This window comes from Bradyrhizobium sp. CCGB01 (assembly GCF_024199795.1).
In the GTDB taxonomy this organism is placed as follows: Bacteria; Pseudomonadota; Alphaproteobacteria; order Rhizobiales; family Xanthobacteraceae; genus Bradyrhizobium.
Genome location: NZ_JANADK010000001.1, coordinates 2,645,224 through 2,666,786 on the forward strand (window position 1 = coordinate 2,645,224; position 21,563 = coordinate 2,666,786).

Here is a 21,563-nt window from a genome sequence, read left to right on the forward strand (position 1 = left end):
TCCGGTCCTCTGGATTGGCGGCGCGGTCGCTTGCCGCGCGGGTTGTTGCGCCAACACAGCCTCCAGACCGAAGTTCCTAATCCGTCGGATGGCGACCGGTGCGCGGATTGATCGGATCGGTCGGCTTGCGCCGTAGTCTCTCAGGCAGGAACGGTTCTGCGGGCGAGGCCGACGGATCAGCGCGCACATCGGCGTGTCGCTGCGCCCGCTCATGCGGGGTCTGGTTGGTGTTGATCTGTCGCTTGACGTCGACGCCATCGACGGGGTCGTTGACGCCATGCTGGATGTCGCGGAAGTCGCTCATGGTTCACCTCACTCCCGGTTTCCTGATATCGACATTGAGAACGGCGCGTTTTCCGTGATGTTCCTGTTTGGCCGCGAGATGTCGCACCTGCCCCCAGGAACGATCACCCCTTCACGCAAGTTGATCCGTACATTTGCTGATTGGAGAATCGAGATGTTGAATCAAGGCGAGTTGGACCGCACCGAGATGGGCAGGTTGATCGGCAGCGACAAGGTCGAGGGAACATCGGTCTATGGCGCTGATCGCAACAAGATCGGCGCGATCGAACGCGTGATGATCGACAAGGTCAGCGGCAAGGTTTCCTACGCCGTGCTCGGTTTCGGCGGCTTCCTGGGCCTCGGCAACGACCACTATCCGCTGCCTTGGCAGTCGCTGAAATACGACACTGAGCTCGGCGGCTACGTCACCGCGGTCACCGCGAAGTCGCTCGAAGGCGCGCCGAAATATGGCGAACGCAGCGACTGGAACTGGGGCGATGACGCCGCGGTCCGCGGCATCAACTCCTATTATGGCGTTCCCTTCGCTTGAGCGGCGAATGGAAAGGGAGCTTCCCATGAGCAAGGAACGGCCCACCGACGATCCCCGGCGTCAGACTGACTGGGGATCGCACACCCAGACGAACAAGCCCTGGAAGGGAAATCCGGAGAAGGAGCAAAAGTCGGGGGAGGCAAAGCCCGACCTCGAGAAGTGGCAAGAGACGAAGACGCACTGAGCAAGGTGTGCGACGACAGCATCTACATGAGCGCGGCACCCACGGTGCCGCGCTTTTTCTTTTGAGCAGTGCAATCACGAATGACAGCGGTGCTCTGAGGGCCGGAACCATGCTCTGGGGCTGTCGTTGGGCTCGCGGCGCGTGAGCCGGCCTTGGCCGCTCCGCCGCCAGTTCAGTCCCTGGAAAGGTGTTCACCGTGGATGCTCAGACACGGGAGCGTGGGCCATCTGCGGAGCAGCCGCAGAGGGCGAAGGAAGCTCCGAAGACATCTCCTGATCAGTCCCGCGATGCCAAGGACCAGGCGCCGGCGAACACCCCGTCGCTGCGTGATCGGCTTCGCGAGCACTGGTTGCTTGCAACCGTCGGCGCCATCATTTTGCTCGCGGTCCTGATCGGTGGTCTGCTCTACTGGCTCGAAGTTCGCCACTACGAATCCACCGATGACGCCTTCGTCGCCGCGCGCAGCTTTTCCGTAGCCTCGAAGGTTGGCGGCTACGTGACTGACATCCCGGTCACGGACAATCAGCATGTCAATGCCGGCGATCTCATCGCCAAAATCGACGAGCGCGATTACCGGATCGCCGTAGACCAGGCTACGGCACAGGTTGCCGTCTCCAGGGCGAACATCGACAATGTCCAGGCGCAGATTGTCTCACAGCAGGAGCAGATCAAGCAGGCGGAGGCGCAGCTCGAACAGGCGCAAGCCCAGCTTCAGTTCTCGCAGGAGGAGTTCGCCCGTGCCCAGGACCTCGTCGAGAAGGGCGCCGGCACCGTGCAGCGCCAGCAGCAGACCCGGTCCGATCTTCAGGCGCAGCAGGCCAACACCGAGCGCGCCAAGACCGCGGTGACGGCCGCGCAGGTCGGCATCAAGACGCTGCAGGCGCAGCTCGAAGGGGCCAAGGCGCAGCTCCAGCAGTCGCAGGCGCAACTCGATCAGGCCAAGCTGAACCTGCACTACACCAACGTCGTTGCCGCGCAGTCCGGCCGGGTCGTCAAGCTCTCGGGCGCCAAGGGCACTTTTGTCACGGCGGGGCAGAGCCTGATGATGTTCGTGCCCGACGAGGTCTGGGTCGTCGCCAACTACAAGGAGACGCAGCTCAACGACATGCGTCCGGGCAACCCGTCGAGATCCGTATCGACGCCTATCCCGGGCGCAAGCTCACGGGACATGTCGATTCCGTGCAGCCGGGCTCGGGCACGGCGTTCAGCCTGCTGCCGGCGGAGAACGCCACCGGCAACTACGTCAAGGTGGTGCAGCGCGTGCCGGTGAAGATCGTGGTCGACAACTGGCCGGCCGATCTGCCAGTCGGTCCCGGCATGTCGGTCGTGCCCTGGACCAGGGTGCGATGACGGACACCACACAAAACGGCGCCTCCGCAGGCGGCTGGTCGCCGGAGCGCTCGGCGGCCGGCGGGCACAATCCCTATCTCATCGCCTTCGTGGTCTCGATCGCGACCTTCATGGAGGTGCTCGACACCACCATCGCCAATGTCGCGCTGCGTCACATCGCCGGCGGGCTCGCCGTCGGCATCGACGAGAGCACCTACGTCATCACCAGCTATCTCGTCGCCAACGCCATCGTGCTGTCGATCTCCGGCTGGCTGTCGACCGTGATCGGCCGCAAGCGTTTTTACATGATCTGCGTGGCGACGTTTTCGATCGCGTCGCTGCAGTGCGGCTTCGCCTGGAATCTCGAGGCGCTGGTGCTGTTCCGCATTCTCCAGGGCCTCGGTGGCGGCGGCATGGCGACCAGCGAGCAGGCGATCCTCGCGGACTCCTTTCCGCCTCACAAGCGCGGCCAGGCCTTCGCGATCTACGGTGTCGCGGTGGTGGTCGCGCCCGTGATCGGCCCGACACTCGGCGGCTGGATCACCGATACGTACAGCTGGCACTGGGTGTTCCTGATCAACGTGCCGATGGGAATGCTCTCGCTGTTCCTGGTCGGCACGCTGGTCAAGGAGCCGTCGGGCGCGGAAGAGGAGAGGGAGAAATTGCTGAGCAAGGGCCTGCGTGTCGACTATATCGGCTTCGCACTCGTCGCGATCGGGCTCGGCTCGCTCGAATACGTGCTCGATGAAGGCCAGCGCAGCGACTGGTTCGGCTCGAACGTGATCGTGTTCTTCGCAGTGCTCGCTGCTGTCTCCCTGATCGCGCTGATCCCGTGGGAGCTGACGCGTGAGGATCCCATCGTCGATCTCCGCCTGCTCGGCCGGCGGCAGTTCGCCGCCTGCTTCCTGGTCATGCTCGGCACCGGCGCGGTGCTGATCTCGACCACGCAGCTCCTGCCGCAACTGCTCCAGACCGAGTTGAACTACACCGCCATGTTGGCCGGCCTTGCGCTGTCACCGGGCGGCATCGCGACCCTGGTGCTGATGCCGGTGGTCGGGCGCCTCGTCAGCACCGTGCAGCCGAAATATCTCATCATGCTCGGTGCCGCCATCGTCGCCTTCTCGATGTGGCATCTCACCGGGCTCACCGGCGACATCACCTACGGCTATGCCGCGCTGTCGCGCATCTTCCTCGCGCTGGGCCTGCCATTCCTGTTCCTGCCGGTGACGACCGCGTCCTATGACGGTGTGCCGCCTGACAAGACCAACCAGGCTTCCGCGCTGATCAACGTCGCCCGCAACATCGGCGGCTCCATGGGTGTTGCGCTCGCGCAGACTGTCCTGGCGCAACGCCAGCAATTTCATCAAAGCCGCCTGATCGAGCACGCCGCGCCATCCGACCTCGGTTACCAGCAGACCATCGATGCGATGACACGCTATTTTCAGGCGCAGGGTTCGAATGCGAGCGACGCCGCGTCGCAGGCGGTCGCATGGGTCGGCCGAACCTTGCAGCAGCAGGTGGACTTCCTCGCCTATATCGACGTGTTCTGGACGCTCGCGATCGTCGCTGTGCTGATGATTCCGACGGCGGCGGTGCTGCGTCCGATCGATCTCGGCGCGCCGGCGCGGGGGCATTGAGGAGAAGGGCGCTGCCTGTCCCCGTCATTGCTTCGTCGCAAGAGCGCCTCGCAATGACGGCGTTTGAGAAGCGCGCCGCTCACCCCACCGCTTCCCGCCGCCCCGGCCCCGCATGCACATGCACCTGTTTCGCATGCAGCGGCTCGCCGCATTCCGAGCACACCATCACCGGGTCGAACTGCTTGCCGCAGGTCTTGTGCTCGTGGAGCAGCGGGCGGCCGCGCTCGTCGCCCATGTGGGTGTCGCCCCAATGCACCATCGCCATGATGATCGGGTAGAGGTCGAGGCCCTTCTGCGTCAGGATGTATTCGTAGCGCTTGGGCGCCTCGGAATAGGGGACGCGGCGCAGGATGCCGAACCGCACCAGCTTCTTCAGTCGCTCCGAGAGCAGGTGCCGCGTGATCTGGAGCGAGGACTGGAACGCCTCGAACCGGCGCACGCGCAAAAAGCATTCGCGCAGGATCAGCAGCGTCCAGCGGTCGCCGACCACCGCGACGGTGCGGGACAGCGAGCAGGGCTCCTCGTCCAGCGTATCCCACTTCATGATGCGGTCTCCGGCTCGTCCTTTTAAGTCTGAAAAAGGAACTGACTTGAATGATCAGAGATATTCGTAGTTCAGCCTAGCATTAGGCCGGATGGTTTGACAGTTCTATTTTAGAACTGTAGCCTTCTGCCCAACACACGATTGCTCTCACCGGAGGAGGCGACCTTGCCCAAGCGAAACGCGACAGCAGCCGTGATCGGAGCCGGCGATTTCATCGGCTCCGAGATCGCCAAGAAATTTGCCGCAGAAGGTTTCACGGTCTTCGCCGGCCGCCGCAACGGCGACAAGCTCGCGCCGCTGGTGAAGGACATCGAGGCTTCCGGCGGTGAGATCCACGCGCGCTCGCTCGATGCGCGCAAGGAGGAGGAGATCATCTCCTTCCTCAACGACGCCGACCAGCATGCGCCGCTCGAGGTCTGCATCTTCAACGTCGGCGCCAACGTCAATTTCCCGATCCTCGACACCACCGAGCGCGTCTTCCGCAAAGTGTGGGAGATGGCCTGCTATTCCGGTTTCCTCGCAGGGCGCGAAGCGGCGCGGCTGATGCTGCCACGCGGCGGCGGCAACATCTTCTTCACCGGCGCGACCGCATCCTTGCGCGGCGGCAGCGGCTTTGCCGCCTTTGCCAGCGCCAAGTTCGGCCTGCGCGCGGTGGCGCAGGCGATGGCGCGCGAGCTCGGGCCGAAGAACATCCACGTCGCCCATCTCATCATCGATTCCGGCGTCGATACCGAGTGGGTGCGGCAACGCCGGCTCGAAGCCCTCGGGGCGAATGCGCTTGACAATCCCGATCTCCTGATGCCGCCGTCGTCTGTCGCGGATGCCTACTGGCAGCTCTATCAGCAGCCGAAGAGCGCCTGGACCTTCGAGATGGAGATCCGCCCGTTCGGAGAGAAATGGTGACCGCGGCACGGCACTGCGGCTAGACTGACCAGAACACAAACCGAAATCGGGGAGGAAGCTTACGTGAAGACCGCGATCACCGAACTGTTCGGCATCGAGCACCCCATCATCCAGGGCGGCATGCATTTCGTCGGCTTTGCCGAGCTCGCCGCCGCGGTCTCCAATGCCGGCGGGCTCGGCATCATCACCGGCCTGACGCAGAAGACGCCGGAGCTGCTCGCGAAGGAAATCGCGCGCTGCCGCGACATGACCGACAAGCCGTTCGGCGTGAACCTCACGTTTCTGCCTACCTTCTCGGCCCCGCCCTATCCGGAATACATCGCGGCCATCGTCGAAGGTGGCATCAAGGCGGTGGAGACGGCGGGCCGCAGCCCGGAGCAGTACATGCCCGCGCTGAAGGCCGCCGGCATCAAGGTGATTCACAAATGCACCTCGGTCCGCCACTCGCTGAAGGCCGAGCGCATCGGCTGCGACGCCGTCAGCGTCGACGGCTTTGAGTGCGGCGGCCATCCCGGCGAGGACGACATCCCGAACATGATCCTGCTGCCGCGGGCGGCGGAGGAACTGAAGATTCCGTTCGTTGCCTCCGGCGGCATGGCCGACGGCCGCAGCCTCGTCGCGGCACTGTCGCTGGGCGCCGCCGGCATGAACATGGGCACGCGTTTCATCGCCACCAAGGAAGCGCCGGTGCATCAGAACGTGAAGAACGCGCTTGTTACGGCGACCGAGCTCGACACCCGCCTGATCATGCGGAGCCTGCGCAACACCGAGCGCGTGCTGAAGAACGCCAATGTCGATCGCCTGCTCGAGATCGAGCACGAGAAGGGCGACAAGCTCACGATCGACGACATCCACGATCAGGTCGCGGGCGTCTATCCCAGGATCATGCTGGACGGACAGATGGACTCGGGCGCCTGGAGCTGCGGCATGGTCGCGGGCCTCATCCGCGACATTCCCTCCTGCAAGGAACTCGTCGATCGCATCATGTCTGAGGCGGAACAGATCATCCGCAGCCGCCTGATGGGGTTCCTCGATGGGACAGGTGCGGCGCGAAAGGTCGCCTGACACCGTCAAACTTCTTAACCACGGCGGGAACTGCCCGCTGGAATTGCGCGCGACGCCTCCTAAATAGGGGTAAATTACCCCTTAATCAATTTCAGGAGGCGTCCGTGGTCCTGAAGAGCGTTCCTTTTGCAGTTGCCATTGCCCTCGTGCTCGCATGGGGCGGCATCGCGCGCGCTGACGACTACAAGCCCGACGAATATCTCGGCCTCGATCTCTCCAAGGCGGTGCTGTCGCCGAAGCGGCTCGGGCCCGAGACGCAATTCGCTCCTGTCGCGTTGGAGGCGAAGGGTGGCAACGAGGCGCAGGCCCGCGCCGAGCCGATCGATGTGCCGAAGAAGGTCGCCGTCGAACGCGTGCATGTGGCGGAGCCGAAGGTCGCGCATGCCAGGAACGCCCAGCCGCGCGGCGCTGCCCGCGCCAAGCTCGCGCATCGCCACGGCAATCCGCTGGACGCGCAGGCGAGGGATACCCGCATCCAGACCTGGCCCTGCCGCTCCGGCGGCATCTGCAACTGGCAGCGCTAGCCCGGCCTGTCCGCGTCATCCGCGCGTCGTAAAACCGTCGGCGCGGAGTCAAAAAACCATAAGGGTAGGAGTCAAGGAGCGCAGGCACCTTCCGTCGCGATTCGACGAAGGTTTCCTGAATGGCAACGCTCCGCGCCTCGCGCGCATGGACCCGGCGGCAGTTCCTGGTCCGCTCGACTTCAAGTCTCGCCGTATCCACGCTCGGCACACTCGCAAAGCCATCCATCAGCCGCGCCGCCGATCGCCCGCAGATCGCGGGCGGTATCCAGTCCGGCGACGTCTCGGATGGATCGGCCGTGGTCTGGGCGCGCGCCGACCGGCCCGCGCGGATGCAGGTGGAGTATTCGACCGTCGAGAGCTTCAAGACCATCATTGCATCCGCATCGCGCGACGCGCTGCCCGATGCCGACTTCACTGCAAAGCTGCTGCTGAACGATCTGCCGCCCGGGCAGGACATCTTCTATCGCGTGCGCTTCGACGACATCGCGAGCGGCATTGCCGGCGAAAGCCGTGTCGGCCATTTCCGCACCGCGCCGGCAGCGAGCCAGTCGATCTCGTTCGTGTGGTCGGGCGACGTCGCCGGGCAGGGCTGGGGCATCGACATCTCGCGCGGCGGCTATCGCAGCTATCGCACCATGCGCGACAATCGCCCGGACTTCTTCATCCACTCCGGCGACCACATCTACGCCGACTGCACGATCCCTTCCGAACAGAAGCTGCCGAACGGCGAGACCTGGCGCAATCTGGTGACTGAGGAAAAGGCCGAGGTCGCGCATACGCTGGCGCAGTTCCGCGGCAACTACAAATACAATCATCTCGACGAGCATTTTCGCGCGTTCCACGCGGACGTCCCGATGTTCGCGCAGTGGGACGACCACGAGGTCACCAACGACTGGTCGCCCACCGGCAGCTATGACGAGGCCGGCTATGAGGATGACGGCACCCCGCGCCTCGTCTCACGCGCCCGCCGCGCCTTCTTCGACTTCATGCCGATCCGCGACATCGGCGCGCGGCAGGGCCGGGTCTATCGCAAGATCGCCTACGGTCCGCTGCTCGATGTCTTCATGATCGACATGCGCAGCTACCGCGACGACAGCTGGAACAAGGGCGACGATCACCGCGGCTGGATCTTGGGTACCGAGCAACTCGCCTGGCTGAAGCGCGAGCTCGCCGGCTCGCGCGCGACCTGGAAGGTGATCGCGGCCGACCTGCCGATCGGCCTCGTGAGCCTGGATGCCGTCGCGCTCGGTAATGGCCAGCCGGACCGGCGCGAGCATGAGATCGCCGATCTCCTCGCCTCGATCAAGAGCGCCGGCATCCGCAACATCGTCTGGCTCACCGCCGACATGCACTACACCGCCGCGCACTACTACGATCCGAACAAGGCGCAATTCCAGGATTTTGAGCCGTTCTGGGAGTTCGTCTCCGGCCCGCTGCATGCCGGCACCTGGGGACCGGGCGAGCTCGACGACACCTTTGGCCCGGTCGCGATGTACCAGAACGGGTGCAGCGAAGCGCAGGGCGAGAATCTGGCGCCGTGCTTCGGCCTGCAGTTCTTCGGCCGCGTCGACATCGACGGCCGCAGCGGCGTCATGACGGTGACCTTGAAAGACGTCGACAATCGCGACCTCTGGTCGGTCGACATCGTGCCGCACCCGCAGGCCCGGCCGGCCGTGGTCGCGCAGCATTCCTAGGGCATACGCAGGCCAATGCCGCCGCGCACGGGCCGGGGAGCGGTTTGCGGAGCTTCGGCGCGCGCATTCATCCAAGGCGGCATCTGCGGTGCGGTCGGTTGCCGGACAAAGAATTCCCCTTGCTTGGGCGAGCCAGTATAGGCGAAGCCGTCGGCCCGCGCCGATGCGGCGCTGGCGAGGGCGGCTGCCAGAGCCGTGATGGTCAAGATCGTTTTCATGGTCGTCTCCGTGTCGCGCGCGGCCAGAATGACCGCGATGATGGGATGCTGACAGGAGAGGGCGCTGATCTGAAATGCCGTTTGGCTGTCGCGGCGATACCCGTCGGCTATCTCGCTAACCCGATCTTGATTGGCCGCCCCGCGCCTCCCGCGCTATACTGTCTGCTCCCGCCATCTCTTTTCCATCACCGAAGAGTCTGTTCCCGCGGCCTCACCGCGTGCATCCGGCGGGCTGAAATATCTCAGGAGCCTGTTTCATGGACAATCTGAAGACACAGGGCATCAGCATGCCCAAGCTCGGCCTCGGCACCTTCCGCTTGCAGGGCGATGCCTGCCGCGCCGCGGTCGAGAGCGCACTCTCGATCGGCTATCGCCACATCGACACCGCCGAGATGTACGCCAATGAGGAGCCGATCGGTGCCGCGCTCGCAGCGGCCCGCCTGCCGCGCGCCGAGCTGCATGTCACGACAAAGGTCTGGCACGAGAACCTCAGCCCCGACGCGATCCGTCGCGCCTTCGATGCCAGCCTGCAGAAGTTGAGGCTCGATCATGTCGACCTCTATCTCGTGCACTGGCCGTCCAAGGCCGCGAACTGGGGCGCCGTGTTCGAGACCCTGATGAAGCTGAAGGAGGAGCGGCGCACGCGGGCGATTGGCGTTGCCAATTTCAATACGGCGCTGCTCAGGACCGTGGTCGAGGACATCAAGGCGCCGATCGCCTGCAACCAGATCGAATATCACGCCATGCTCGATCAATCGAAGGTGCTGGCCTATCTCAACGCCAGGTCGATCCCGCTGGTCGCCTATTGCCCGCTCGCGCAGGGGCGGATTGCATCAGATCCGGTGCTGGCCGAGATCGGCGCCAGGCACAACGCGACTGCGGCTCAGATCGCGCTGAAATGGCTGCTCGACCAAAACGGCGTCGCTGCGATCCCGAAGGCCTCGCGCCGCGAAAGCCAGCAGGCCAATCTCGACGCGCTGAAGATCACGCTCGACGATGCCGACCGCAAGAAGATCGCGGCGCTGCCGAAGGACAGGCGTTGCGTCAATCCCGGCTTTGCGCCGGCGTGGGATTAGTCTTGTCTGATGTTTCGAACACGCAAAGAAATGGCCCCGCGAGGGGCCATTTCCGTGTTGCGTTGCGCGTTAGTCCCAGTGGTGACGGTGGCTGCGCTTGATCACCACGACCTTGTTGTCGCGATGATGCCAACCGCGATGCCAGCCGTGATCGCGATGCATGCCGTATTCGGCGCGGGCGCCGTACGGGCCGTGATGATAACCATGCTTGATCACCACCGTCTCCGCACTTGCCAGCGTCGGCGCAGCGATCACGAGCGCACCCAGAGCCGCAACCACATAACCAACCTTCTTCATGCTGTCCTCCTCCAATTCAATGCAAATGAGAACGGCGCATGCGTGTGAACGTTCCGGAGAAAATGGAGGAGATTTCTGAACGGATGTTCAGGGTGGTTAATCGCAGCGTTGCTGTGAAGGCGTCGGCGCGCCCGTCGCGACGTACTTGCCGTCCTTGATGGTGTACACACCGCGCTCGCTGCGATTGTAGATCGCGCGCAAGCTGCCTTGCTCGGACAGCAGCAGGCCGTATTCACGCGTCTGCCGTAGCGAGGGGAAGTAAACCATCACATTGAGCAGGCCTCCGGCATCGACCGTGGCGGACACCACTTCGTTCTCGTCCTTGGCTTCGCCGAAATCGCGCCGGTACATCACCCGGCCGTCCTTGCGGATCTCGTAAGTCAGGAGCGAGCCCTTGTCGCGGTCCGGCCGGGCCGCGCAATCGATCGCCCATGAGCCGAGCAGGCCCCATTGCTCGACCGTCGCCGCGAGCGTCTCGGCGCCGGCCGCCGGCGCGAACGCAATCCACAGCGATGCCGCCGTGATCCAGCGGCTCAAACAACGTGTCATCTCCTGAAAAACCCCGCCTCGAAGAATTCCAAAGTGTAGCATCCCGTTCGCGATCGTCCACGCCAGCTACCAATCGCGCGCGAATTTGATCCGCGTCAATGAGGTCGGTCATATCAAGGCTAGGATGGCGCTCCCGAAGGCGAAATTGGATAGACCGATGCTGAATCAAGTCATGGATTTCGCGGGCGAGGTGCTGCCGGGGAGCTGCGCCGCGCCGCCTTATTCCGAGACGGCGTTTCTGGCCGAGCTGGGCGAGCGCTTGAGGTCCTCGCGCGCGCGTTGCGAGCTGTCGCGCCGGGAGCTGGCCCGCCGGTCCGGGATTTCCGAGCGCTACATTGCCCAGATCGAGGCCGGCAAGGGCAACGTCTCGATCGTGCTGTTGCTGCGGCTGGCCTCCGCGATCCATAGCAGCCAGCCACAGGTCGCCTGAAGCCCTAGGCCCGCTTCTCCACGTTCGCGCTGCGGGCCGGCACGCCGAACTCCTTGCGGCAGACCTCGGCCAGCACGGCGACGCCCTCGCGGATCTGCTGATGCGAGGGGCTTGCAAAGCACAGTCTCAGACGCGAGCTGGAATGCGTCTTGTTGGTCGACCATTCCGGTCCCGGATTGATCGAGACGCCTGCGGCGAGCGCGGCCTGATACAGTTTCAGCGTATCAACCTGGTCGGGCAGCTTCACCCAGAGGAAGATGCCGCCCTTCGGCTCCTCGAACTCCGCCGCTGTCCCGAACTGCTCGTTGAGGGCCTCCATCAGCGTGTCGAGCTTGGTGCGCAGCGCCTTCGTCAGTGCCGGCACGTGGGTCGCAAAATGCGGCTTGCAGTAGGCGGCCAGCACCATCTGCTCCAGCGCGCCCGAGCCGGCATCCGTCTTCAGCGCCAGCATCCGCGACATCACATCCCAGGGCGCGGCGATGAAGCCGACGCGCAGTGCCGGCGCGATCGACTTGGAGAACGAGCCGATGTGGATCACGCCGCCGTTCGGGCTCATCGCGTAGATCGCCGGCGGCCGCTGTCCCGACCAGACGAGATCGGCATAGCAATCGTCCTCGAAGATGGGCACGCCGTATTCCGCCGACAGCCGCAGCAACTCGGCGCGCCGGCTCTCCGGCATGATGCTGCCGGTCGGGTTCTGCACGGTCGGGATGGTGTAGATGTATTTGGGACGGATGCCGCGGCCCTTGAGGTCGGCCAGCGTCGAGGCCAGCACATCCATGCGCATGCCGTCCTTGTCGAGGGGGACGCCTGCTACATTGACCCCGAGCCGCGCCAGGCGGGTCAACGAACCCTGATAGCTGTCCTGCTCGAAGATCACGGTATCGCCGCGCGTCAGCAGCGTCGCGTTGACGAGGTCGAGCGCCTGGAGCGAGCCCGAGACGATCATGAGATCGTCGACCGTGCAGTTGATGCCGGCATCGCGCTTCAGTTTTGTCACCAGGAATTCGCGCAAGGGCAGGTAGCCCTGGGGGCCATGCGCCAGCCCGTAAGTGGCGAGCGAGCGGCCCTCGCGTTGCAGGGCCTGGTTGGTCGCCTCGATCAGGCCATCGAGCGGCAGTTGCTCGGAATCGTTGTTGCCGCCGACGAAGCTGTACTTGGCAAGGCCCGTCCAGCGCGCAGAAGGGGCCGGCAGCCCTGCGGGAAACAGGGGCGCGAAATCGAAGCTGGACGTCATGGGGGCGTTCCTCGTTTCTGTTCTTGTTGAGCGGCCAGCGTTGCACCGACCCGCTTGTTTTCTTTCTCGCGGGCCGCCCGGGTGGGCGGCCTTGCTTCTTGCCGGCCGTCCTGGTCGGACGGGCCTTACTTCTTACCGACCGTCCTGGTCGGACGGCCCTGGCTGATGAAAGCGTAATGCGCATTGGCGACGCCGCCAACCATCAAGGCCTCGACCACCGGCTCGGCGATCTCACTGGTCGCGGCCCAATCGACGAGGAAGTTGGCCCCGGTCCCGCCCCGCACGTCGTCGGTCGGAATGAAGATCGAGACCGTGGCCAGAGGCTTCAGCGCCACCTGAGCCTTCAGGTAGGTCTCGACCTGCTTGCCTGTGGTGTCGAAATAGGCGATGCGTTTAACGACCAGCGGCTGGGTCTCGGAGGCGTTGTGCACACTCAGCGTCACCGAGAAGTCGACACGCAGCTTTCCCTGGCTCATCGCGACGCTGGAATAGGCGGGCACGTAGAACCCGCCGGAGACGGCAAGTTCCTCCTTTGGCAGCGCGGTGAGCGAATCGGCAAAGTTTTGTTCGATATTGACCTTGGATTGAGCGGCTGCGGGCACGGCATAGGCAAGGGGGCATAACAGCATTGCTGCCAACAGCCCCTTCCGCGTGTGACGAATTGCTCGCTTGCCGCACCGCAACCCGTCTCTAGGGTGCGGCAAAACGGACCAATTTGGCATGCACGAACTCATTCGCGACATCACTCTCTGTATTCTGTTTGCCTGGATGCTGGGCCTGCTCGCCCATTTCTCGCGGCAGCCGCTGATCCTGGCCTACCTTATCGCCGGCTTTTGCATAGGTCCATTCGGTGCCGGCTGGGTCAAGTCGCAGGAATCGATCAGCGTCATCTCCGAGCTCGGCCTGATCTTCATGCTGTTCATGATCGGTCTGGAGATCGACCTGAAGAAGATTGTGCGGGCGGGCAAGGTGATCCTGTTCGCGGCGGGCGGTCAGCTGCTCGGCGGCTGCCTGCTCGGGGCGCTGTTCTTCGCCGGCATCGGCTTGTCGTTCGGCGGCGGGCATTTCGATGCGGTCTATCTCTGCGTCGCCTGCGCGCTGTCGAGCACCGTGATCATCGTCAAGGTGCTCTACGAGAAACGCGAGCTCGACACGCTGCCCGGCCGCATCACGCTCGGCGTGCTGGTGCTCCAGGACATCTTCGCGATCCTGTTCCTGGCGGTGCAGCCGAGCCTTGCCAATCTCGAGGTCAGCGTCATCCTGCTCTCGATCGGCCGCGTCGCCGTGCTGGTGGCCGCCGCGCTGCTGGTCAGCCGTTATGTGCTGCCGCGCCTGTTCCATCAGATCGCCCGCCGTCCCGAGCTGATCCTGCTTGGCGCGCTTGCCTGGTGCTTTCTCGTCGCCGAGACCGCGGAGCGGCTGTCGCTGTCGCGCGAGATGGGCGCGCTGATCGCCGGCGTTTCGCTCTCGACCTTCCCTTACGCCCTCGACGTCACTGCCAAGGTCACCACGCTGCGTGACTTCTTCATCACGCTGTTCTTCGTCGCGCTCGGCATGACCATTCCCGTGCCCGGTCTCTCCGTGATCGGGCTCGCCTTGATGATCGCGGCATTCACCGTGGTGAGCCGTCTCGTCACCACCTTCGCTCCGCTCTACCTGATGAAGCAGGGGCTGCGCGCCAGCCTGCTGCCGGCCCTCAACCTCGCGCAGATATCCGAGTTCTCGCTGGTGGTGATCCAGACCGGCGTCGCCGACCATCATATCGCGGCCGAAACGGCGAATGCGGCCTCCTTCGCCTTCGTGGTGCTGGCGGTGCTCTCGACCTTCGTGATGACCCGCAGCGACGAGATCACCCGCTGGGCGATCGGCCCCCTGAAGCGGATCGGCCTGCGCGATCTCGACCACGGCAACGGCCATGGCGAGGAGGGGCACGAAGGCGGCCATGGCGAGGCCCGCCGCATCGTCATCCTCGGCTTTTTCCGTGCGGCGAGCGCGCTTCTCGCCGAGATCGAGCGGCAGACACCGGTGCTGCTCGAGCAGATCACCGTGGTCGACTTCAACCCCAATGTGTACCAGACCCTGGTGTCGCGCGGCCTGCACGTGATCTATGGCGACATCAGCAGCGCCGACACGCTGCTCCACGCCGGCGTTGGCAAGTCCGAGATGATCATCCTCAGCGTGCCGGATGCGCTTCTGAAGGGCGCCAGCAACGAGAAGCTGGTCCGCCACGTCCGCACCCTCAATCCGACCGCCATGATCGTCGCCACGGCCGATCTCTTGTCGGATGTGGGCGAACTCTACGCGGCCGGCGCCAGCTATGTCACCGTGACCCGGCTCAGCGACGCTCATGAGCTGTTTACCGTGATCGAAGCCGCCCAGGCCGGCCTTCTGGCCGACAAGCGCGCCGAGCTCGATCAGCGGCTTGGCGAGCGGCGCGAAGTGCTGCCCTGACGGCGCCCGGCCGCCTTCCGGCCCGGCTATTTGCGCCTATATCTCTGGCATCTTCGGTGCAAGCCTGCCCCTGACAGGCCCGCCGCCCGGAATATGTGGTTGCGTCCAGGACACTAGCGCCCCGGCCCAAGTCCGGCTAAGCCTCCCGGCCATAACCGATAGAGATTGGGAAATGCCCGATAGCGTTCAGGAAGTCTTGCAGGCCTTTGCCCGTGGTGAGCTCGTGGTCGTCACCGACGACGAGGACCGCGAGGGCGAGGGCGATCTGATCGTCGCCGCCTCGCTCTGCACCGCCGAGAAGATGGCGTTCATCATCCGCCATACCTCGGGCATCGTCTGCGCGCCCGTGACCACCGAGGACGCGCGCCGCCTCCGGCTCGATCCGATGGTGGCCCACAACGATTCCGCGCACACCACCGCGTTCACGGTCTCGATCGACTACAAGCCCGACGGCGGCACCGGCATCTCGGCCGAAGAGCGCGCCTCGTGCTGCCGCGCGCTGTCCAATCCCAATGTCGGCGCCAACGACTTCGCCCGTCCCGGCCACATCTTCCCGCTGATCGCCAAGGACGGCGGCGTGCTCTTGCGCTCCGGCCATACCGAGGCCGCGGTTGATCTGTGCAAGCTCTCCGGCCTGCCGCCGGTCGGCGTCATCAGCGAGCTGATGAATGACGACGGCAGCGTGATGAAGGGCGAGCAGGTCGCCCGCTTCGCCGCCCAGCACAAGCTCAAGCATGTCACCATCGCCGACATGATCGCCTATCGCCAGGTGCGCGAGAAGCTGATCGAGCGGGTCTCGACCTTCGTCACCGAAAGCCCGATCGGACCGCTTCAGGGCTATGCCTACCGCTCGCCGTTCGATTCCATCGCCCACGTCGCGTTCGTCTATAACGGCGTCGGCGACGGCAAGAACGTGCTGACGCGCTTCCACAAGCCCAACATCGTCAAGGACATTTTCACCGGCCACAAGCGCATGACGGCGGTGCTCGAGCACTTCAAGAAGTCCGGTCGCGGCGTCCTGGTGTACTTGCGCGACGGTGCCGCCGGCGTCCCCGTTGCCCCGCTGCCCGATGAGAGCGCGACCGAGGCGGACCGCAACCGCCAGTGGCGCGAGGTCGGTGTCGGCGCGCAAATCCTGCGCGACCTCGGCGTCACCTCGATCCGCCACCTCACTTCCTCGGTGCACGACTACAAGGGTCTGTCGGGGTTCGGCATCGAGATCGTCGCCAACGAGCAGCTTGAAAGCTAGCGCTGTCATTCCGGGCTCGCGCGCCGCGCGTCCCCGGGATTCACGCAGACCCGTACTTCTGCAACGCAATTGCACTTGTTGCCGCGGCGCTTTACTTTGTCGGGCAAATTTTTGACGGAACCAGACGAAAGGACGTTTCATGAGCGTGCGCCCTCAGGCCAAGGACAAGCCGGCTGCGGCTTCTTTCCAGTGGGACGATCCGTTCCTGCTCGACGAGCAGCTCACCGAAGACGAACGCATGGTGCGCGACACCGCCCGCGCCTACGCCCAGGACAAGCTGCTGCCGCGCGTCACCAAGGCCTATCTCGAGGAGAAGACCGACCGCGAGATCTTCAACGAGATGGGCGAGCTCGGCCTGATCGGCATTACGCTGCCTGAGGAATATGGCTGCGCGAATGCGAGCTACGTTGCCTACGGTCTCGTCGCGCGCGAGATCGAGCGGGTCGATTCCGGCTATCGCTCGATGAACTCGGTGCAGTCCTCGCTGGTGATGTACCCGATCTACGCCTATGGCGACGAGAACCAGCGCAAGAAGTACCTGCCGAAGCTCGCCAGCGGCGAGTGGGTCGGCTGCTTCGGCCTCACCGAGCCCGACGCCGGCTCCGATCCGGCCGGCATGAAGACCCGCGCCGAGAAGGTCTCGGACGGCTACCGCCTGACCGGCAGCAAGATGTGGATCTCGAACGCGCCGATCGCCGACGTGTTCGTGGTCTGGGCCAAGTCGGCCGCGCACGACAACCAGATCCGCGGCTTCGTGCTGGAGAAGGGCATGAAGGGCCTCTCCGCGCCGAAGATCGGCGGCAAGCTGTCCTTGCGCGCCTCGATCACCGGCGAGGTCGTGATGGACGGCGTCGTGGTTCCCGAGGACGCCCTGCTGCCCAACGTCTCCGGCCTGAAGGGCCCGTTCGGCTGCCTCAACCGCGCCCGCTACGGCATCTCCTGGGGCGCGCTCGGCGCCGCCGAGGACTGCATGCACCGCGCCCGCGAGTACACGCTCGACCGCAAGCAGTTCGGCAAGCCGCTCGCTGCGACCCAGCTGGTGCAGAAGAAGCTTGCCGACATGGAGACCGAGATCGCGCTCGGCCTTCAGGGCTCGCTTCGCGTCGGCCGCCTGATGGACGAGGGCAAGTTCGCGCCCGAGATGATCTCGATCATGAAGCGCAACAATTGCGGCAAGGCCCTCGACATCGCCCGCGTCGCCCGCGACATGCATGGCGGCAATGGCATCTCGGCCGAGTACCACGTGATGCGCCACGTCCATAACCTCGAGACGGTCAACACCTACGAGGGCACCCACGACGTCCACGCCCTGATCCTGGGACGTGCGATCACGGGCATCCAGGCGTTTTTCTGAGCCGCGTATTCCGTGGCCGTTGTTTTACTCAGCTGTCATCGCCCGCCCCGTGCGCAATTGCGCACTAGGGCGGGCGATCCAGTATCCCAGAGACCTTGCCTTCGCCACCGGCGCCACGGCGTACTGGATACCCAGCCTTCGCGGGGTATGACGGCGAGTGTTGGGGCAGCAGTGCACAGGAAGTCTCATGTCCGACAACGACGACGTCCCGTTCAACCGCAACTTTCCGCTTAAAGCCGGCGTCGTCGAGGAAGTCCGTCCCGGCGTGCGGCGCGTGCTCTGTAACAATCCGAGCCCGTTCACCTTCACCGGCACGGTCAGCTACATCGTCGGCCAGGGCAACGTCGCGATCATCGATCCCGGCCCGGACGACGAGGCGCATGCGGCGGCGCTGCTCGATGCGGTGCGCGGCGAGACCGTGAGCCATATCTTCGTCACCCACACCCACCGCGACCATTCGCCGAACACCGCGCGGATCAAGCAGGCGACCGGTGCGCCTGTTTATGCCGAGGGCCCGCACCGTGCCTCGCGCCCGCGCTTCGAGAGCGAGAAGCACAATCCGGAATCCGGCGCCGACCGCGATTTCTCGCCCGATATCAGGATCGCGCATGGCGACGTGGTCGAGGGCGACGGCTGGCGTCTGGAGGCCGTGGCGACGCCGGGCCACACCGCCAATCATCTCGCCTTCGCCTGGCCCGAGCGGAAATTCAACTTCGTCGGCGACCACGTGATGGGCTGGTCGACCTCGATCGTGGCGCCGCCCGACGGCTCGATGATCGACTACATGGAGTCGCTGGATCGTCTCGCCGCGCGCGAGGAGGATCTGTATTTCTCCGGCCACGGCCCCGAGATCCCGGACGGCCAGCGCTTCGTGCGCTTCCTGATCCGCCACCGCAAGGCGCGCGAAGCCTCGATCCTGCACCGCCTCGCCAAGGGCGAGACCGACATCCCGACCATGGTCCGCGCGATCTATATCGGCATCGATCCCAGGTTGACGACGGCCGCCGGCTATTCCGTCCTGGCGCATCTGGAAGATCTGGTCGCGCGCGGCGTGGTGACGACGGATGGCGACCCTGTGATCGGCGGGACGTACCGGATGGCTTAGCTCGTCATTCCGGGGCGATGCGCAGCATCGAACCCGGAATCCGTCGGGCCGCAGCGCCGGTGGATGAATGGATCCCGGGCTCGCGCTATCGCGCGCCCCGGGATGACGCTATCGCGTCACTTCTTCACCGTCTTCGCCGGTGCCTTCGGCGGTGCGACCGGCGTCTTCTTCACCGGTTTCAGCGCGTCGGCGTCGGCGGCGGTGTTGAGATCGTCGATGAATTTTTTGACGCGTGCGGCGTTGCTGCCGAAATCACTGTCGAAATAGCGCGAGGCCGAGCGGATATCGACACGGGAATCGTCACCGTCGGGCACGACCCGGATCGAGACGTCCTCGCGGAACCCCATGATCGGCGTCCGTGCCACCGCCTCGATGCGGCCGATGCGGCGCGGCGGCTGCGGCTCACGCTCGTCGATGACGAGCCATTTGCGCTTGATGACGAGCTGGCGCGCGATCGCATAGGCCCGATCGACCGGGATCTCCAGCTCGATCGGCTCGATGTCGGGATAGAACTGGCGCTGCTGCTCGGCCGAATAGAGGCCGGCATACACGGCGGTGTTGGTGCCATCCCCGGTGCGCACGTGCGACAGCGCGTCGAAGCGCGGCGGGTCGATCGGGTTGGTGGTGATGTCGTAGATCGGAGGCAGCTTGCGGTATTGCAGGCCGAGATAAGCCGGATAAGCGAGGATCGCGCCGTCGATGAGGAAGGCGAGCAGGATGCGCGCCATGCCGCGCGAGCCGTTCTGCCAGATCGCGGCAAAGCCCGCGAGCCCAAACAGGATCGAGAGGCCGGCGATCGCAAGCCCGGCGAAGAACGTCATCAGCGCCGGTTTCATCTCCAGGAAGTCGAAGCGGACGATGATGATCGAGACCACCACTGCCACCACCGCGAACACGGCCAGATTACGCGCCCAGCTCGCGAGGCTGGACACGGGCTCCGACTGATAGGGAGTGGAAAACCTGCGGGCCATCGGGTGACGCTTCTGCCGGGGTTTTTGGGGGCGGTGCCGGCCGATTTGGCACGACGATGGGCCGTTGAGACCACGGCCCGGGGGCAAATTCAAGGGAGACCGGACTGTTACTGCCCGGACGAACCGTCATTCCGGGGCGATGCGAAGCATCGAGCCCGGAATCCCGAGATTCCGGGTCTGGTCCTTTGGACCATCCCGGAATGACGGTGAGTGCTGCCCGTTACGCCGCGGCGTTCGGAAAGCGGTAATCCTTGAACTGGTCGCGCAGCGCCGTCTTCAGGATCTTGCCGGTGGCGGTGTGCGGAATGCCGTCGACGAAGGCGACGTCGTCGGGCATCCACCATTTGGCGATCTTGCCGTCCATGAACTTCAGGATGTCCTCGCGGCTGGCCTGCTGGCCCTGCTTGAGCTGCACGATCAGCAGCGGCCGCTCGTCCCATTTGGGATGGAACACGCCGATCACCGCGGCTTCCGCAACGGCGGGATGGCCGACCGCGAGGTTTTCGAGGTCGATCGAGGAGATCCACTCGCCGCCGGACTTGATCACGTCCTTGGAGCGGTCGGTGATCCGCATGTAGCCGGCCTCGTCGATGGTCGCGACGTCGCCGGTGTCGAAGAAGCCTTCCTCGTCGAGGATGTCAGTGTCGATGCGGAAGTAGGCCTTGGCGACGGCGGGGCCGGAAACTTTCAGGCGGCCGAAGGTCGTACCATCCCACGGCAATTCCTTGCCGGCATCGTCGGTGATCTTCATCTCCACCGCGAAGGGCGCATAGCCCTGCATCTGGAGCACGTCGAGTTTGGCATCGCCGGTCGCATTCTGGAACGGCGGCTTCAACGCCGCGACGCTGCCGATCGGGCTCATCTCGGTCATACCCCAGGCATGGCGCACGTTCGAGCCCATGTCGAGGAAGGCCTTGATCATCGAGCGCGGCATCGCCGAGCCGCCGCAGATCACCATCTTCAGGTCCGGCAGCTTCAGATTGTTGGCGGCCATGTGCTGCAGCAGCATCAGCCACACGGTGGGCACGCCCGCCGTGTGCGTCACCTTCTCGGTCGAGAGCAGCTCGTAGACCGAGGCGCCGTCGAGCTTGGCGCCGGGCATCACCAGCTTGGTGCCTTGCGAGGGTGCCGAGAACGCGATGCCCCAGCTATTGGCATGGAACAGCGGCACCACCGGGAGCATTGTCTCGGACGCGCTGGTGCCGAGGGCATCGACATTGTTCGCCATCAGCGCATGCAGCACGTTGGAGCGATGCGAATACAGCACACCCTTCGGATCGCCCGTGGTGCCGGACGTGTAGCACATCGCGGCTGCCGTGTTCTCGTCAAAGTCCTTCCATCTGAAGTTGCCGTCGGCCTCCGCGATCCAGTCCTCGTAGGCGACCACATTCTTCAGCGTCGTCTGCGGCATGTGCGCCTTGTCGGTGAGCACGACGTAGCGTTCCACGCTCGGCAGCTTGTCGGCGATCTTCTCCAGGACCGGAACGAAGGTGATGTCGGTCATCACGATGCGGTCCTGCGCATGATTGATGATCCAGGCGATCTGCTCGGGGAAAAGGCGGGGATTGACGGTATGGCAGATAGCGCCGATCCCCATGATGCCGTACCAGACCTCGAGATGGCGCCAGGTGTTCCAGGCGATCGTTGCGACACGGTCGCCGAGCTTGATGCCGTCGCGCTCCAGCACTTGCGAGACCTTGAGCGCGCGCTTGTGGATTTCGCCATAAGTGGTGCGATGGATCGGTCCCTCGACCGATCGCGTAACGACCTCCTGCTTGCCATGAATCCTGGCGGCGTGTTCGATGATCCGGTGGCAGAGCAGGGGCCAATCTTGCATCAAACCAAGCATTCCGTCGTTCCTCCGAGAATTCGCTGGGCGGGTTGTCGCTCTCAGCGCTGGGCCAAAGAATTGTC

At 64.6% G+C, this 21,563-nt stretch carries 22 protein-coding genes and 1 pseudogene; 14 read left to right on the forward strand and 9 right to left on the reverse strand.

The window, feature by feature from the left end:
* Positions 1-76: 76 nt before the first annotated feature.
* Positions 77-304 carry a hypothetical protein gene (locus tag NLM25_RS11990; RefSeq protein WP_254116996.1) on the reverse strand — a complete coding sequence of 76 codons (228 nt, stop codon included), beginning with the start codon at positions 302-304 and terminating at the stop codon, positions 77-79.
* A gap of 153 nt (positions 305-457) precedes the next feature.
* Here NLM25_RS11990 and NLM25_RS11995 point away from each other — a divergent pair, with 153 nt between their 5' ends.
* From NLM25_RS11995 to NLM25_RS12010, 4 genes and pseudogenes are all read left to right on the forward strand, one after another.
* Positions 458-832 (forward strand): PRC-barrel domain-containing protein, encoded by a 375-nt coding sequence (locus NLM25_RS11995; RefSeq protein WP_254137104.1) that lies wholly within the window; start codon positions 458-460, stop codon positions 830-832.
* 25 nt (positions 833-857) lie between these two features.
* The gene (locus NLM25_RS12000; protein ID WP_254116997.1) at positions 858-1,016 is read left to right on the forward strand and encodes a hypothetical protein; all 159 of its coding nucleotides are present in this window, start codon (positions 858-860) and stop codon (positions 1,014-1,016) included.
* Positions 1,017-1,212: 196 nt separating this feature from the next.
* Positions 1,213-2,366: pseudogene (locus NLM25_RS12005) on the forward strand (efflux RND transporter periplasmic adaptor subunit).
* Positions 2,363-3,982 (forward strand): DHA2 family efflux MFS transporter permease subunit, encoded by a 1,620-nt coding sequence (locus tag NLM25_RS12010; protein WP_254137105.1) that lies wholly within the window; start codon positions 2,363-2,365, stop codon positions 3,980-3,982. The pseudogene NLM25_RS12005 and the gene NLM25_RS12010 overlap by 4 nt, the downstream one beginning before the upstream one ends.
* A gap of 79 nt (positions 3,983-4,061) precedes the next feature.
* On the opposite strand, the gene NLM25_RS12015 is transcribed toward NLM25_RS12010, so the two are convergent.
* Positions 4,062-4,526: a helix-turn-helix domain-containing protein gene (locus NLM25_RS12015; RefSeq protein WP_254137106.1), complete on the reverse strand. Its 465-nt coding sequence runs from the start codon at positions 4,524-4,526 to the stop codon at positions 4,062-4,064.
* 165 nt (positions 4,527-4,691) lie between these two features.
* Between NLM25_RS12015 and NLM25_RS12020 the strand changes: the two genes are divergently transcribed.
* From NLM25_RS12020 to NLM25_RS12035, 4 genes are all read left to right on the forward strand, one after another.
* The gene (locus NLM25_RS12020) at positions 4,692-5,429 is read left to right on the forward strand and encodes an SDR family oxidoreductase (RefSeq protein ID WP_254137107.1); all 738 of its coding nucleotides are present in this window, start codon (positions 4,692-4,694) and stop codon (positions 5,427-5,429) included.
* Positions 5,430-5,492: 63 nt separating this feature from the next.
* On the forward strand, positions 5,493-6,494 hold the full coding sequence (locus NLM25_RS12025; protein ID WP_254137108.1) for a nitronate monooxygenase family protein: 1,002 nt from the start codon (positions 5,493-5,495) through the stop codon (positions 6,492-6,494).
* A 104-nt stretch (positions 6,495-6,598) separates the two neighbouring features.
* A complete protein-coding gene (locus NLM25_RS12030; RefSeq protein WP_254137109.1) occupies positions 6,599-7,018 on the forward strand; it encodes a hypothetical protein in 420 nt (139 codons plus the stop codon).
* A gap of 119 nt (positions 7,019-7,137) precedes the next feature.
* Positions 7,138-8,712, forward strand: a complete 1,575-nt coding sequence (locus NLM25_RS12035) for an alkaline phosphatase (protein ID WP_254137110.1) — start codon at positions 7,138-7,140, stop codon at positions 8,710-8,712.
* On the opposite strand, the gene NLM25_RS12040 is transcribed toward NLM25_RS12035, so the two are convergent.
* Entirely contained in the window at positions 8,709-8,930 is a 222-nt protein-coding gene (locus NLM25_RS12040; RefSeq protein WP_254137111.1) for a hypothetical protein, read from the reverse strand. The two genes, NLM25_RS12035 and NLM25_RS12040, sit on opposite strands and share 4 nt — an antisense overlap.
* A gap of 257 nt (positions 8,931-9,187) precedes the next feature.
* Between NLM25_RS12040 and NLM25_RS12045 the strand changes: the two genes are divergently transcribed.
* Complete coding sequence (locus tag NLM25_RS12045; protein WP_254137112.1) at positions 9,188-10,006, forward strand: aldo/keto reductase; 819 nt, start codon at positions 9,188-9,190, stop codon at positions 10,004-10,006.
* Positions 10,007-10,075: 69 nt separating this feature from the next.
* Here the strand turns inward: NLM25_RS12045 and NLM25_RS12050 are convergent, their stop codons facing one another.
* Both NLM25_RS12050 and NLM25_RS12055 read right to left on the reverse strand, forming a co-directional pair.
* On the reverse strand, positions 10,076-10,303 hold the full coding sequence (locus NLM25_RS12050; RefSeq protein ID WP_254137113.1) for a hypothetical protein: 228 nt from the start codon (positions 10,301-10,303) through the stop codon (positions 10,076-10,078).
* A gap of 96 nt (positions 10,304-10,399) precedes the next feature.
* Positions 10,400-10,852 (reverse strand): hypothetical protein, encoded by a 453-nt coding sequence (locus tag NLM25_RS12055; protein WP_254137114.1) that lies wholly within the window; start codon positions 10,850-10,852, stop codon positions 10,400-10,402.
* Positions 10,853-11,009: 157 nt separating this feature from the next.
* Between NLM25_RS12055 and NLM25_RS12060 the strand changes: the two genes are divergently transcribed.
* Positions 11,010-11,282, forward strand: a complete 273-nt coding sequence (locus NLM25_RS12060) for a helix-turn-helix domain-containing protein (protein ID WP_254137115.1) — start codon at positions 11,010-11,012, stop codon at positions 11,280-11,282.
* A gap of 4 nt (positions 11,283-11,286) precedes the next feature.
* Here NLM25_RS12060 and NLM25_RS12065 read toward each other — a convergent pair whose 3' ends face one another.
* Both NLM25_RS12065 and NLM25_RS12070 read right to left on the reverse strand, forming a co-directional pair.
* Complete coding sequence (locus NLM25_RS12065) at positions 11,287-12,519, reverse strand: PLP-dependent aminotransferase family protein (protein WP_254137116.1); 1,233 nt, start codon at positions 12,517-12,519, stop codon at positions 11,287-11,289.
* Between the two features lie 125 nt (positions 12,520-12,644).
* Positions 12,645-13,148 (reverse strand): DUF3124 domain-containing protein, encoded by a 504-nt coding sequence (locus NLM25_RS12070; RefSeq protein ID WP_254141165.1) that lies wholly within the window; start codon positions 13,146-13,148, stop codon positions 12,645-12,647.
* Positions 13,149-13,239: 91 nt separating this feature from the next.
* Between NLM25_RS12070 and NLM25_RS12075 the strand changes: the two genes are divergently transcribed.
* From NLM25_RS12075 to NLM25_RS12090, 4 genes are all read left to right on the forward strand, one after another.
* The gene (locus tag NLM25_RS12075) at positions 13,240-14,970 is read left to right on the forward strand and encodes a cation:proton antiporter (protein WP_254117011.1); all 1,731 of its coding nucleotides are present in this window, start codon (positions 13,240-13,242) and stop codon (positions 14,968-14,970) included.
* Between the two features lie 172 nt (positions 14,971-15,142).
* Positions 15,143-16,219, forward strand: coding sequence for a 3,4-dihydroxy-2-butanone-4-phosphate synthase (gene ribB / locus NLM25_RS12080; RefSeq protein WP_254137117.1), 1,077 nt, complete (start codon positions 15,143-15,145; stop codon positions 16,217-16,219).
* 139 nt (positions 16,220-16,358) lie between these two features.
* Positions 16,359-17,573, forward strand: coding sequence for an acyl-CoA dehydrogenase (locus tag NLM25_RS12085; protein ID WP_254117013.1), 1,215 nt, complete (start codon positions 16,359-16,361; stop codon positions 17,571-17,573).
* 187 nt (positions 17,574-17,760) lie between these two features.
* Positions 17,761-18,678 carry an MBL fold metallo-hydrolase gene (locus NLM25_RS12090; RefSeq protein ID WP_254137118.1) on the forward strand — a complete coding sequence of 306 codons (918 nt, stop codon included), beginning with the start codon at positions 17,761-17,763 and terminating at the stop codon, positions 18,676-18,678.
* A 116-nt stretch (positions 18,679-18,794) separates the two neighbouring features.
* Here NLM25_RS12090 and NLM25_RS12095 read toward each other — a convergent pair whose 3' ends face one another.
* A complete protein-coding gene (locus NLM25_RS12095; RefSeq protein ID WP_254117015.1) occupies positions 18,795-19,649 on the reverse strand; it encodes a DUF1499 domain-containing protein in 855 nt (284 codons plus the stop codon).
* 220 nt (positions 19,650-19,869) lie between these two features.
* Positions 19,870-21,498: a fatty-acid--CoA ligase gene (locus NLM25_RS12100; protein WP_254137119.1), complete on the reverse strand. Its 1,629-nt coding sequence runs from the start codon at positions 21,496-21,498 to the stop codon at positions 19,870-19,872.
* Between the last annotated feature and the right edge of the window lie 65 nt (positions 21,499-21,563).